A 13918-nucleotide genomic window follows, 5' to 3' on the forward strand; every position below is an offset into this window, starting at 1 on the left:
TAGAAGAAATCAAAGGAAGGGGGCAATCCATGAAAGAAAAGATTTTGTTAGTGGACGGCTACAACATGATTGCCTTCTGGCAGGAGACCCGACAGCTCTTTAAGAAAAGTGAGCTCGATGCTGCACGAACGATCCTCCTAGAGAAGCTAAGTCACTATGCTAGCTTTGAAGACATTCGCGTGATTTGTGTCTTTGATGCCCAATACATGCCAGGGATTCGCCAGACCTATGAAGAATTTCAGGTCCAAGTGGTCTTCACTGCAGAGGAGGAGACCGCCGATGACTACATTGAACGGTTGGCAGCAGAGCTCAATACACCCCTCCACCAAGTATCAGTCGCGACGAGTGACTTGAATGAGCAATGGACGGTCTTTGCTCAAGGAGCGCTCCGTGTTTCAGCGCGGGAGTTGGAGAAACGGGTTGCTGTTGTCAAAGCCGACTTGAACCAGGCGCGAGGAGCCGTCAACGATCAAAAACCACCGATACGGCCTTTTGACCAAGAGGGCCTACGTCAACTACAAAAAGAGATGGGAGCAAGTAAATGACCTTTAAAATTTTAACAGATTCAACTGCAGATTTAGATGAAACATGGGCAAAGGAGCATGATGTAGAGATCGTCGGTTTGTCGATCCAAATTGATGGGACTCATTATGAGACAGTAGGTCCAGACAAACTCACCAGCCCCCAATTATTAGCAGAGATGCAAAAGGGTGCTAAACCAACGACCAGTCAGGTCAATGTTGGACAGTTCCAAGAGATTTTCAAAGGCTACGCTCAACGCAAGGAAGATCTCCTTTATATCGCCTTTTCTTCAGTCTTGTCAGGGACCTACCAGAGTGCGGTTATGGCAAGAGACTTGGTCCTTGAAGACTACCCAGAAGCTGTGATTGAAATCATCAATCCAAAAGCAGCAGGGATTGGAGAAGGCTACTTGTCTATGCTAGCAGTTGAGGCGCGTGATGCCGGCAAGAGTTTGGATCAAGTTAAGGAAGAACTGATGGAAGTGGCTCCTAAGTTGCGGACCTATTTCTTGGTGGATGATCTCTACCATCTTATGCGCGGGGGACGCCTTTCTAAGAGTTCAGCCATCGTCGGAAGTTTGGTCAATATCAAACCCCTTCTTTGGATTGATGAAGAAGGCAAGTTAGCTCCTATCGCTAAGGTACGTGGACGTAAAAAAGCTATGCGGGAAATGCTTTCTCTGATCCAGGAAGATATCGGCCACAGCACAGCCTTGGTATCCTATACAGATGATTTGGCAGGAGCAGAAGAGCTCAAGGCTCAATTGTTGGAGAATCCAGCTATCTCTCAAGTCTTGATTATGCCACTAGGTCCCGTCATTGCTGCCCACGTCGGTCCTAATTCTCTCATCGGCTTTGTTATCGGAAAAGAAAATCGCAAATAATTTTTCAAATCGGTTGACTTTTATTTAAAAAATTTGATACAATAGTAGGCGGTATTGTTTACCCCATTTGTAAGGCCCCGGAACCTTTCAAATAACTCGCGGACCGGAACATCCGCCCTGTAAACAAAAACGATATTCATAATAGGAGAAATCATGAACAAAACTACATTCATGGCTAAACCAGGCCAAGTAGAACGCAAATGGTACGTTGTTGACGCAACTGATGTACCTCTTGGACGCCTTTCAGCAGTTGTTGCAAGCGTGCTTCGCGGAAAAAACAAACCAACATTCACACCTCACACTGATACAGGTGACTTCGTAATCGTTATCAATGCTGAAAAAGTTAAATTGACTGGTAAAAAAGCAACTGATAAGATCTACTACACTCACTCAAACCACCCAGGTGGATTGAAATCAATCTCTGCTGGTGAACTTCGTTCTAAAAATGCAGTTCGTTTGATCGAGAAATCAGTTAAAGGTATGCTTCCACACAATACTCTTGGCCGCGCTCAAGGTATGAAATTGAAAGTATTCGTTGGAGCTGAGCACACTCACGCTGCACAACAACCAGAAGTTCTTGATATTTCAGGACTTATCTAAGGAAAGGAACAATAAAGTATGTCACAAGCACAATATGCAGGTACTGGACGTCGTAAAAACGCTGTTGCACGCGTTCGCCTTGTTCCAGGAACTGGTAAAATCACTGTTAACAAAAAAGATGTTGAAGAGTACATCCCACACGCTGACCTTCGTCTTGTAATCAACCAACCATTCGCAGTTACTTCAACTGTAGGTTCATACGACGTTTTCGTTAACGTTGTAGGTGGTGGATACGCTGGTCAAGCAGGAGCTATCCGTCATGGTATCGCTCGTGCCCTTCTTCAAGTAGACCCAGACTTCCGCGATTCATTGAAACGCGCAGGACTTCTTACACGTGACTCACGTAAAGTTGAACGTAAGAAACCAGGTCTTAAGAAAGCTCGTAAAGCATCACAATTCTCAAAACGTTAATCAACACGATTATATCAACGTTTCGAAACACTTCATGGTTCACACCATGGGGTGTTTTTTTGATTATTTTTAGCAAAATTCACACCACTTTTCACACCAAATTCACACCATTATTTTTTAAGATTACGAAAGGCAATTTCTCCAACAGCCATTGGAATTACATTTGAAGTGTTGACATAAGTCTTAGTTGTAATCGTATCACTGTGAGTGAGTGCTTCAGAAATAGCTTCCATAGAGGTTCCAGCTTTCTTAGCGAGCGTGGCTCCTGTATGTCGTAATTTATGAGGGGTTGCATGTGCAAGTTCTGGATGACGACGCTTAACAGATTTCATCTTGTTGTTAAGATAATCAGCATGGAGACAACTGTTTACATTTCCCTTTGTATCAATATACGTAAATACATACTGATCAGGAGTTTGGATAATATTGAATTTAGTCAGTTCAATTTTTTGTTGTTTTTTCCATTCCTGAAGTAAGTTAGTTAACTCATTAGGAATTCGAAAAGTTGTCTTCTTATTTCCTTTGGTAGACTTTGGATTTTTGTATTTATCTAAAGCTTGGACTAACTGAATTTCTTGTTCCTGTGTATTGATATGCTTCCATTGCAAAGCGTAACTCTCTGATTTTCTATCTCCCAAGAAAAAAGTAGTATAGAATAAAACATAGTCTTTGAATAGAATCTTTTCAGTCTCTAAATCTTTTTCAAAAGCTGTAAACCATGCTTGAAGTTCTTCTTGAGATAGAGATAAATCTTCATATTTTTTTGATTCCTGTAGCTTGATGTTCTTAGTGGCTTTGATACGGCTTATCGTTTTTGATAGGCGATTAGTTTCGATATACTCTAACTCTTCTGCCCAGTCAAAGATAGAGTTAACGTAGCTCCTGATAACTTTGAAATTTGCATATTCTTCAGCCTTTTGAGTCAATAGATTTAGTACAACTTGTTTATTTTGATTAAGAAAGTCTATTGAATAATTCCCAAGTAAGGGTAAGATGTGTTTTCTAAAAGCAATTTCTGTTCCAACTATAGTTGCTTGAGAAGGTGGTTTAGCAGTAGAAGTAGTCTGACCTGCTTTGTAGGATTCCCACCAAACGTTTTGATAGAAATCCGAAAAGAGAATAGAACCGCTATTCTCTAATGAAGCAGATCCGCCACTAAGAATTTTATCAATCTTATTTTGAAGTTCTCGTTCGTATCTTTTTGCTTCATCCCTTGATTTGAACCGTTTTTCAATCACTTTCTTATCAATACCTAACGAAGATTTAACCTCCTCACGAATATAAACACGTAAGCGATAGGTTCCGTTTTTAGTTTTTGTAATAGACATAGTATTCTCCTTTTGAATTGAGCTAGAAAATACCATGGTTACATTATAACAAACCACCATAGAATTTCTACTGCTTTTGTAACCAGCGATTGATTTCTGTTTTGCTAAAGCGAACAGTTTTTCCAACCTTAATGCAAGGTAAGCCTTGCTTAATCCAGTTGTCTAAAGTATTGTTGGATATATTCAAGTATTCACAAGTCTGCTTTTTATTTAAAAATTGGTTGGTATTTTCATTAATATCCAAAAATTTATCCAGTTCTTTCTTAACAGTATCTGATATTAGTAATTTAAATTGCCGAATCACTTCGTCTGGAATAAATAAATTCATAAATAGTCCCGTTATTTCTTTCTATTAGATTTAAATTTTATTAGTTTGTATTTTATTTTTTAAGTCTTCAAGGGTTGAAGACTTAAAAAACAGGAAAACGTTGCTGTATTAATACTTTTTCAATTTTTTAATCAGAATTTATATTAAAATGGTATAAATATTTTTCCAAATTCTATTAAAAAAAGAATCTAGGAATGAACCTATGTCTTTATCCTTGCTTTGAATAATTTCATTAAAAAATGGATTTTTTTCTTCATTTGTAAAACTAGGGATTTTAAAAGAAAAGAGTTCATTATTTTGGTTATCTTTGTAGCAACCAAAATCAAGGAAAGTAACAAGATATAGAGTATTTAGCATTAAGCAAAAGAGATATAGTACTTGCCATGTAATCATAATAGAAAGAAAATAACTTTCATTTTTTAAGTCATTCCCTCTACTTTCTTTAATAAGATTATTCTTAGTTCTTGCAGAGTTTTTTGGATTTACAAATTCAGACACATCAATAAACAAGAAAATAGATTCATCCAATGTTAATGGATATAAGTAATCCATAGCATGATTTAGTTGAGTTTCAAAAAATGTTTTTATATATCCATCTTTACCTTTTTCCACGTACAATGCTTTTAACTTATTTTGGGTATCTCTTACTGAAGTTTGAGCAATTATCTTAAAGTTGGATATTCCTTTCTTAATCACACTATACACAAATGAAGAGAGCTGATCATTGTGTAGTTTATCTAAGTCAGTAGTCTTGAATTCACTTTTAATTTTTTTTTCATTCAGTGTCATTTCGTATCTATAGATGTGGTATTTACGAGATACGTTTAATTCGATCTGTCTACTATGTTCAGCTTTTGCTATTTTATCGTAAAGAACATGCAACAAGTTTTCATTTTTTTTACTTGAAAGAATATGATGATCTTCAGGAGTTGAACTTTTTGTATAAACTTTTTTATCTACTTGAGATGTTTTAGATAGACTCCTCAACAATAAATTTCTTGTTTGAAAATGAATAATCGAATCAGTAGCAAATGTAAATGCGATTTCCATTTCAAGAACCCTAATAATAGTTGGGATAATCCAAATACCAGTTTGCTGTTTGATTCCTGTTATAACATTTATAAGTCTCTTTCGTATTGCTGAAATAGAGAGAGTTTCAAAATTTAGACCTCCATGATTCAGCTGGAGTAAGCAATAATTAACAGTATCTCCGCTTTCTTTTTTATAAATTTTTCCAATTTCAAGTCTTCCGAATTCCCTTGATTGGATAATTAAATCTTCTATCTGATTTGAATTGTAATTAAATTTTTTAACTTTATCAGGATTCTTTTGTTTGAATTCTATCAGTTTTTCAATGTCAACAATTAGATTTTCACCTAAGTTAAAAACCATACGATCAAACCCCCAGAAGGAATTCATTAAAGTAAAACAAGATTGAATTTCTTTCTCATTTAAATGCATCTGTTCAGTAGAAACTTTAGTTTGACTTTTCATGATTTAACGTTTCCTTTTTACTATTATTTTTGATACGAATTATGTTAGGAAGTATTAGAGATTGAAAAAAAGCAGTTAAATTATTTTAACCGCATTTGTAATTCAATTTACATATTCATTTTTTCGCGTATTAAAAGTATGCCACAAATTTTTAAGAAATCGCCCATTTTTAGGAAAAATAAATTAAAAAATGGAAAAAATTTTTAAAAATAAAAAAACACTCAATTATGAGTGCTTTAAAAACGCGTCGTAACAAGGTTTTGAAGAAAAAAATTAGGTTCTTACCTAATTTAATTTTTTTAGTTTAGAACAAGAATGTTAAGAAAGAAATCAATACTTTCAGTACGATCTTTTATTGATGTGACAAGGTTTTGAAGGAAAAAGTAAGTTTTTATCTACTTTATTTATTTTTAAAAAAAATTTTTTTATTTTTCATTTAAATTTAGGATGTTGAGAAAAAGATCAATAATTTCAGTACGATTTTTATTTAGTTGAATTTTTTCGATTAAAAGTTGAAGATTATTATCTGAAGTTTCAGAAAGTGGTCTAAAAAAATCAGAAGGATCTATATCCATAGCAGATAAAATTTTTAGTAGAGTATCGACAGATAAGTTTCTTCTATTGTTTTCAATTAAATTAATAAAAGGCAAGCTAAGATCACTTTTTTCGGCAAGCTCTTGTTGTGTTAGCTTTTTACTTAGTCGATATTCCCTGACTAATTCTCCAATCTTCATTTACAAATTCTCCTTTTAATTATTGTATATATTTTTTGTTGATATTTATATAAACAATAGTATTTGAAATATACGTATTCATTTACAATAGTAAATAAAAATGGTATAATGAGAGCGTTTGTAATATTATGTGAAGGACTTGGATTTAGGGCAGATACGCTTTAAGTTTATGTGGGTAAAAATGAAATCAAGAAAAAGTAAAAATAATAAGAAAAAAATAACTCTTGCTTTAGCGGCAGGAGTTGCTTTAACAAGTTTTTCAACACTATCTGTAAAAGCAGATGAACAGGTTGATGTAAAACCAACAGATAATACAGTAGCTGAAGAAAAACATCTACAAAATTCGCCTACAACATCTATCACTCAAGTTGAGGGTGTTGAAGTTTCAAATGGAACTGCTCTTGTAACGAAAACACCAACTGAAGAAGTTGTTGGACAAGCAAAAGGAATCAAAGAACAAGCTGACCAAGTTGTTGAAGCTCAAACTCCTGTTGTTGAAGATGCTAAGAAACAAGAAGCTACAACTTCTGAAAAAGAAAGTAATGCCAAACAAGCGCTTGAAGAAGCTGAACAGAAGAAAAATGGTGCAACTCCTGAAGCAATTGAAGGGACAAAAAATGCGATTGACGCTTCTAAGAAAGAAGTGACTACGCAAACAGAAAAAATTGATTCTTTAAAAGAACAACAAAATCAAGTGCAAGAAAAGAAAAATGCACAAGAAGCTGTTGTTAAAGATGCTACGGAAGCTACAAACATCCAAGCTGGAAAAGTTGCTGATGCTAAGAAGAAAGTTCAGAACGCTCAAGATGTTTTGAATGGAACTGGTGCTGATAAAGTTATCAAAGAAGAAAAAAATGCTAAGAAAGACTTAGAAGCTAAACAAGCTATTGTGAAAGATGCTAAGAAAGTTCTTGAACAATCACAAAATGCAGACGCTACAAAAGCTCGTAAGTTGAGTGATGCAAAAGAACTTGAAGCAGGACAAAAAAACACTTTTGACCAAGCCACTGATACTCTTTCAAAAGCAACGCACGCTCACAATGAAGCTACGTCTCAACTTAAAGTTGCTAAACAAAACAAAGACAATGCTCAAACTGTTTTGGATGGAACTGGTGAAAAAGCCATCTTGGATGAGCGTGACAGTGCCAAATCTGACTTAGCTACTAAAGAAGCGACTCTTAAAAATGCGACTGAAGCTTTAAACGCTGCTAAACGTGCAGATGCTCAAAAAGCAGAGCAATTGGAACAAGCCACAACTAACTTGGACCAAGCTACTGCTACGCTGAAGCAAGCAGAAAGTAACTTGTCTGACGCTCAAACTGCCGCAAACCAAGCTTCTGATGACTTGAAGAAGAAGAAAAAAGCGGAACAGACAGCTCAATCAACCTTGGATGTTTCTAAAGGGAAAGTAGCTGGTGTCACAAATGAACGCAACAACGCCAAGTCTGACTTAGCTACTAAAGAAGCGACTCTTGGGAATGCTACGAAAAAGTTGGCTGATGCCAAAACAGCAGATGCTAAAAAAGCAGAACAGCTTGACTTGCTAAATGAAGCAAAAACTCAAGCTGAAGCTGAAGAATCTAAAACCGCAAATGCTCAAACGAAAGCCCAAGGTGGCGCAAGACAAGCTTCAACAAAACTTACAGAAGCAACTAAAGCTGAAAAAGAGGCAAAAGACAGTCTTGCTTCATCTGAAAATCGTTTGTCAGGAGTTACAAGTGAACGTGACGATGCCAAAGCTGACTTAGCTACTAAGCAATCTAAAAAAGATGATGCTGAACGTAAATTAGAGGATGCTAAAAATACAGATGCTAAAAAACGTTCTGATATTCAAGACCTGAAGACTCTAAAAGGTCAACAAGAAAGCACTATTCGCTCAACAACTCAAGAATTGTCTGACGCGACATCTGCCGCTAAAAATGCTGAAGATGCTAAAAAACAAGTAGATAAAGCTGTTGACACACTTGAAAAACAAATCTCTGCCATTAAGAACTTGACCATCCCTCAATTGCCACAAAATGTCATTGCGGCATACAAGACTTACTTGAATGATGATAGTGAAGCGAATAAACACGCTTTGAACAATGCTATTCAGGCATGGTACAAGGATGGGAAGTACGATTTTGGGACTCGTCAATTTGGATGGTCCAGTGACGGGCAAGAACTTGTTTTTAAAGGTTGGACGAATAAGAATATAGTCCTACCAATTGATGACACAGTTGTGAATCTTGACAACCCAACAGACGAACAAATCAAAGCTTTAAGCCATTATTACGTTCTTTTAGCAAATAATCTCCAAGACCAAGTTTGGGGAACGCATAACTTTATCGTTACTAAAGAGTCTGTTCAAGGAATTAAAAACATTGCTAAGAATTACGCCAACGAAAATAAACCATACAATACCGGGCATAGTCATCCAGCCTTAGAAAATGATGGTGTGGATAGTGTATCATGGGATGGAGAAGTTCTTAACTACACAAATACATTAAGCAGTACATCTCCTTATGAAAAAGCTATTGACACAGAAAAAACTCATAAAGCAACCATGTCCCAGCTCTATCGTGAGGTTTATGATGCTGTCATTGCCTTTATGACCAATGATATTCATGCCAACTTTGGACACATGAAAGGAATGGTAGGACGTGTTAAACCAACTTATCCAAGCGCAGTTGGTGGCAACGTTAGTTATACAAAAGACAATACAGGTCGGATACACTTTGTTAAATTTGCAGGGGAAAACGCTCATACAGAAACAACCATTAATTATGTAACAGGGGAACGTACTTCTGTTTACATTGACGACTACTATGACAAAGGTATTGCAAAACCACTCCCAACTCCATTTGACACCAGCAAAATTGAAAAAGACTTGGCGCAAGCTAAGAAAACTCAAGTTTCTGCCGTTGCGACAAACAACAATGCTCAAAATCGTTTGGCTTCTGCTAAACGTGCTGATGAAACTGCAAAATCTAATCTTGCTACAACCACAAATCGTCTCAATAACTTGCTTAATACACAAGACTTGACACCTAATGCGCAACGTGTTCTTGATAATGCTAAGTCAGAATTAAACAAAGCTGAATTGCGCAATACAAACGCAAGTACTGCTTTTACAAATCTTACAAAAGAGATTAAAGCAAAACGTGCAACTCACGAACAGGCAAAAGATGCCTTGTCTAAAGCAACCATCGCAAATACGGTTGCTCAAAAGACGCTTGCTGATGCGACTACTGCACATAACAATGCTGTTGATAAGCTAAATAGCATTAAGGATGTTATCAAACGCACAAAAGCCATTAAAGACTTAACTACTGATGCACAAGCTAAGTTTGATACTGCAAAAGCAGAACACCAAACTGCCAAAACACGATATGAAAAAGCTGAGAAAGCTTTGGTTGACCTTAATAACGAGATCAACACAAATAGCAACAAGCTTGCACAAGCTAAGTCAGAACTGAGTCAGGCTGAAAAAGATGATAAAACTGCAAAATCTAATCTTGCAAGAGCAATTTCTGCTAAGAACAATGCTTCTAAAGCATTAGAACAAGATAAGGATGCTCTAGCTAAAGTAAAAGCGATTAAAGACTTGACTCCTGAAGCTCAAGCTACATTTGACCAAGCAGAACTAGCTTACAAGACAGCTAAAACTCGCTTAGAAAATGCAGAAACAGCCGTTACTAACCTAAACGCTGACCTTGCAGTAAAACGCCAAGCTTTGGTAATTGCCGTAAAAGCGTTGAAAGATGCTGAAAGTCTTGCTAAAACAACACAAGCTGAATTGGAAGTAGCACAAGCTACTTACAAAAAAGCTGACGAGGAACTTACAGCTACTCGTAAAGTGATTGCGACACTAGAAGCAACTAAGGACTTAACTCCTGATGCTCAAGAAGCTTATGACCAAGCTCTTGAAGCTGAAAAACTTGCAGAAAAACGCTTGTCAGATGCTAAAGTAGCTGTTGAGAACCTAACTGCTGATGTCAAGACTAAACAAGAAGCTTTGGCACAAGCACAAGCTGAACTTGCACAAGAAGAGCTTGTCCTTCAAGGACTCAAGGCAAAACAAGCCCAAGAGGAAGAAGTTCTAGCAACTATCCAAGCTCAATTAGACGACTTGAAAGCTCAAGAAGAGGCAGTTCGTGCAGAGATTGCTAAAATCGAAGACAGCATCAAAGAGATGGAAACTCTCCTTGATAGTCTAATCCATGCTTCTGAGAACTACGAAATCGCAAAAGAAGCTTATGACCAAGCTCTTGAGGCTCACCGCCTAGCTCTTCAAACTCTTGAAGCAGAACAAGCGAAACTAAACGCTCTTCTCCAAAATCAATTGGATGCCAAAGCTCAGTATGAGGCTGTTCTACTTGCATATCAGAAGGCGTATAATAAACCTCAAGAATCATTGAACCATAGACATGATTCTAAGGTTGAGAATCTAGATCATAAACTGGTAACAGACAAACTTAGAACTGCTCAAAGTAATCCAGCTTATATCTATGTTGGAAATAAACCTAGATATGGTGTCAATACGACTTTACCAAATACAGGTTCAGAGAATAGTTCGTTCTTGATTGGCTTAGGAGCGATGCTCATGGGATTATCTGGAATAAAATTACGCAGAAAAAGTGAGTAATATTAAGAGTAATCTATAAATAAATTTATAGGCTGGAGGAAATAGAACCTTTTAAGGTAATCTACTTCAGCCTTTTAATTTAATAATAAAAATAGGAGTATACGATGGATAAAGAGCAATGGATTGAAATATTTACAGAAATTAATGGCCGTGTACCAACAGAAGAAGAGATACAAGCTGGATTTCAGGAAGGAGAAATTACAGAATCAGAAAAAATAGATAATTCTTTTGAATCTACACAATATGACTCTCAAACGAGAAGAGATGAAGATTTATCTCAAAGAGTTGAAGATGTACAAGATAAACAAGAGTTCAGTAATGATTATACTTTTTGCAGTTCATGCGGAACAAAGAATTCTGTTAATGATGAACGATGTACGAATTGTAAAAAAGCTTCAAAACAGACAAATGACAATGTTTTATACTCTACATTTAAAAATAATAGTTTATTTAGATATCTAAAACACTGTTTTGATACTCAGAGATGGGGAATTATAATTTATTTCACTATAGTAATATTGTTTGAAACAATTTATGGTAATGGACTGGGTGGTCTAATATTTGTATTATTTACAGTATTTTTATTATCAAATACCGGTCAATCATTAATTTGTTGGATTATTGGAGCGAAGAGGATAGAAAGAAGTGATTATCAAGAAAAAGTTCAACAACCTGTCAATGAGATTATTCAAAAGGCGCGTCAAAAAGGTTTAAACTTACCGGATAATATTGAAATTCGCATGATTCATAATGATGTTCCTGCTGCTTACGCTATAGGAATGAACAAAATTATCGTTACTGATAGTTTACTGGAAAATCCATATTTTTTAGAACCAAAAATTATGTTTGAGCTCCATCGAATCCATAATATGGCTCCAAATCTTTTACCTGTACTAGTTGGTTCAAATTTTATTTTAATTTTTGTTTTACTAATTTTATTAATAACAACACTATTTGGAGGCTTTAAAAAAAATTATGGAGACAGCAGAAACTCATTTTGGTCAGGAAGTTCAGAAGCAAAAGAGGGAGCTATTCTATTTTATGGTTCTATAATATTAATAGTTGCATTAATAAGTTTCTTTTTAATGTTTGTAAAATCGGTTGTAAAACGTGATGTATATCTTTCAGACCAGTATATGGCTACGATTGGATGTGGCGAAATTCATTGTTATTATATCGATACCATATCTGAACAAGATGGGTCATTGGCTAAAGGATTTTGTGAGTTAGGATACCCGTCAAAAGATAAACGAATTAGTATTTTACAAAATAATTATCATGTAAGATATACAGGGGTGTGAGGTTATGAATAAAGAAGAATGGCTATCTCAGTTTGAAGAGAAATACAATAGAAAGCCAAGTCCGGCAGAGTTTATTGCAGCAAAGAAGAATAATGAGTTTAATATAGAAAATAGTAAAGACATAGAGTATAATAATGTCGGATCTTCTTCCATATCAGTAGATGCACTTGATAGTGAGATAAAGTTATCCGAAACTTATCTTGATAAAAAAGATTTAGAGAAAACTGATTCTGAAAATATCACTGTTAACGAGGAATATGTGCAAGAACATAAAAAAGTAATAGAAGAAGATAAGATTTTTTGTGTCAAATGTGGTAAACCGAATTTTAGAATAAGCGATTACTGTGTTTCTTGTGGTTCTAGAGTTAATAATTCTAGCACTATGAATTCCTTTATATCAGATGTTTCAGAAAAGTTATTCACAGTTAGTTCTATAGCTGGAAAAAAGACCAAAGAATTAACTAAATCGTTACAAGCAAATACACAGATTTATACAGAAAATAAGAAACGGCAAAAACTCTTATTAGCATTGGGCGATGCATATTATAATAGTAGAGAAACTAGATTAGATGATCCTTTTGCAGAACTAATTGAAGAAATACATAAAATTGATATTTCTATAGAACAATTGAGAGATTTCGATTAAAGAGAAAGATTAACAGAATGAAATTTTTTTTTAAGATGTTCATAACCTTTTTGAGTATATTCTTTGCTATCAATATTTCTAATGTATACGCTGACGAAACTGGCCCTGTGGTAGTGCAAGCAATTGTTCAAGAAAATTACACGCAAGAGATTACAGTACTTTTAGTAAAATCAGATACAGAGGAAGTCGTAAAAACTCTAAAAATCAATAAAAATAATAATTGGGTTCAAGAGACTAATGTTCCACTAGGCGAATATAAAATGAGAGTATACGGTGAAGGCTTAGTTGCTAGATCAATAACACAACTTAAGGCAACATATATGGTTAAAAAAGTTATAAAGAATCCTTCAGTACATGAAAAACCTTGTTTTGTTGTTATAGAGGGAGATAAGAAATTTATATCTACTTATTATGGTCTAGTTGATTTTCAGAGAAAAGACGGAAGCTACTTAAAGGGAAATTATACTAATGATGAACTGGATAAGTTTTACCAGGAAGCTATAGGCACTCAGACTGGTATGTTCGGTTCCAACAAAGAAAATACTATTACTACAGTACTAGAAACTACAGAAAATATAACAAATAAAGAAACGGACCCAAAAGAGAGTAAGGCAGATTTAGAGGAAATTGATAAAACTGAAGAACATGATTATAGTAACAAAAAACTATCCAATGAAATTAAAATCATTATTTCTATAGTTTCAATCGTTTTGTTATCTGTAGTTGTTATTATCAAATTTCTAAAAAAGAATAAAAATACTTAAGTTTTTCCTTTAAATAGGTATTATATAAGAGATTTCTTAAAGTATTGTATTATGTTTATATGAACCATTTTGTTTGAAATAAAAAGTTCTATAATTTCTACATTTAATTTATCAAGTGTAGAAGTTATAGAACTATTTTTTTATCTTTAAACAAAGTATAAATTTCTAATTATCTTTTTATATTTTCTTAAATGCTCGTAAAGCCTTATTCTATGTGCTTTCGAGTATTTTTACTGTAGGAAGATACTTCACGTTTCTTTGCATATTTCCTCATGTCTTA

At 35.0% G+C, this 13918-nt stretch carries 12 protein-coding genes; 8 read left to right on the plus strand and 4 right to left on the minus strand.

The features are described from left to right. The first annotated feature begins 29 nt into the window (after positions 1 to 29). From ADH49_RS01535 to rpsI, 4 genes are all read left to right on the plus strand, one after another. Positions 30 to 545: an NYN domain-containing protein gene (locus ADH49_RS01535; protein WP_048688498.1), complete on the plus strand. Its 516-nt coding sequence runs from the start codon at positions 30 to 32 to the stop codon at positions 543 to 545. Beyond that, a complete protein-coding gene (locus ADH49_RS01540) occupies positions 542 to 1405 on the plus strand; it encodes a DegV family protein (RefSeq protein ID WP_048688501.1) in 864 nt (287 codons plus the stop codon). The genes ADH49_RS01535 and ADH49_RS01540 overlap by 4 nt, the downstream gene beginning before the upstream one ends. A gap of 153 nt (positions 1406 to 1558) precedes the next feature. After that, on the plus strand, positions 1559 to 2005 hold the full coding sequence (rplM, locus tag ADH49_RS01545) for a 50S ribosomal protein L13 (protein WP_002876943.1): 447 nt from the start codon (positions 1559 to 1561) through the stop codon (positions 2003 to 2005). 18 nt (positions 2006 to 2023) lie between these two features. Further along, a complete protein-coding gene (rpsI, locus tag ADH49_RS01550) occupies positions 2024 to 2416 on the plus strand; it encodes a 30S ribosomal protein S9 (RefSeq protein WP_000075969.1) in 393 nt (130 codons plus the stop codon). 110 nt (positions 2417 to 2526) lie between these two features. Here rpsI and ADH49_RS01555 read toward each other — a convergent pair whose 3' ends face one another. The 4 genes from ADH49_RS01555 to ADH49_RS01570 all read right to left on the minus strand — a co-directional run bounded on the left by ADH49_RS01555 (position 2527) and on the right by ADH49_RS01570 (position 6300). After that, positions 2527 to 3744, minus strand: a complete 1218-nt coding sequence (locus tag ADH49_RS01555; RefSeq protein ID WP_048688509.1) for a tyrosine-type recombinase/integrase — start codon at positions 3742 to 3744, stop codon at positions 2527 to 2529. 67 nt (positions 3745 to 3811) lie between these two features. After that, complete coding sequence (locus ADH49_RS01560; RefSeq protein WP_001048148.1) at positions 3812 to 4072, minus strand: helix-turn-helix domain-containing protein; 261 nt, start codon at positions 4070 to 4072, stop codon at positions 3812 to 3814. 138 nt (positions 4073 to 4210) lie between these two features. Continuing rightward, the gene (locus tag ADH49_RS01565; RefSeq protein ID WP_048688515.1) at positions 4211 to 5566 is read right to left on the minus strand and encodes a hypothetical protein; all 1356 of its coding nucleotides are present in this window, start codon (positions 5564 to 5566) and stop codon (positions 4211 to 4213) included. A gap of 425 nt (positions 5567 to 5991) precedes the next feature. Beyond that, the gene (locus tag ADH49_RS01570; protein ID WP_048688519.1) at positions 5992 to 6300 is read right to left on the minus strand and encodes a helix-turn-helix domain-containing protein; all 309 of its coding nucleotides are present in this window, start codon (positions 6298 to 6300) and stop codon (positions 5992 to 5994) included. A gap of 181 nt (positions 6301 to 6481) precedes the next feature. On the opposite strand from ADH49_RS01570, the gene ADH49_RS01575 reads away from it, so the two are divergent. From ADH49_RS01575 to ADH49_RS01590, 4 genes are all read left to right on the plus strand, one after another. Continuing rightward, positions 6482 to 10927, plus strand: coding sequence for an SEC10/PgrA surface exclusion domain-containing protein (locus ADH49_RS01575; RefSeq protein WP_048688522.1), 4446 nt, complete (start codon positions 6482 to 6484; stop codon positions 10925 to 10927). Positions 10928 to 11031: 104 nt separating this feature from the next. After that, complete coding sequence (locus tag ADH49_RS01580) at positions 11032 to 12228, plus strand: hypothetical protein (RefSeq protein WP_048688526.1); 1197 nt, start codon at positions 11032 to 11034, stop codon at positions 12226 to 12228. Between the two features lie 4 nt (positions 12229 to 12232). Next, entirely contained in the window at positions 12233 to 12874 is a 642-nt protein-coding gene (locus ADH49_RS01585; protein WP_048688529.1) for a hypothetical protein, read from the plus strand. 17 nt (positions 12875 to 12891) lie between these two features. Continuing rightward, positions 12892 to 13638, plus strand: a complete 747-nt coding sequence (locus ADH49_RS01590) for a hypothetical protein (RefSeq protein WP_048688532.1) — start codon at positions 12892 to 12894, stop codon at positions 13636 to 13638. Positions 13639 to 13918: the final 280 nt, after the last annotated feature.

The sequence above is a fragment of the Streptococcus sp. 400_SSPC genome, assembly GCF_001072745.1.
In the GTDB taxonomy this organism is placed as follows: domain Bacteria; phylum Bacillota; class Bacilli; order Lactobacillales; family Streptococcaceae; genus Streptococcus; species Streptococcus xiaochunlingii.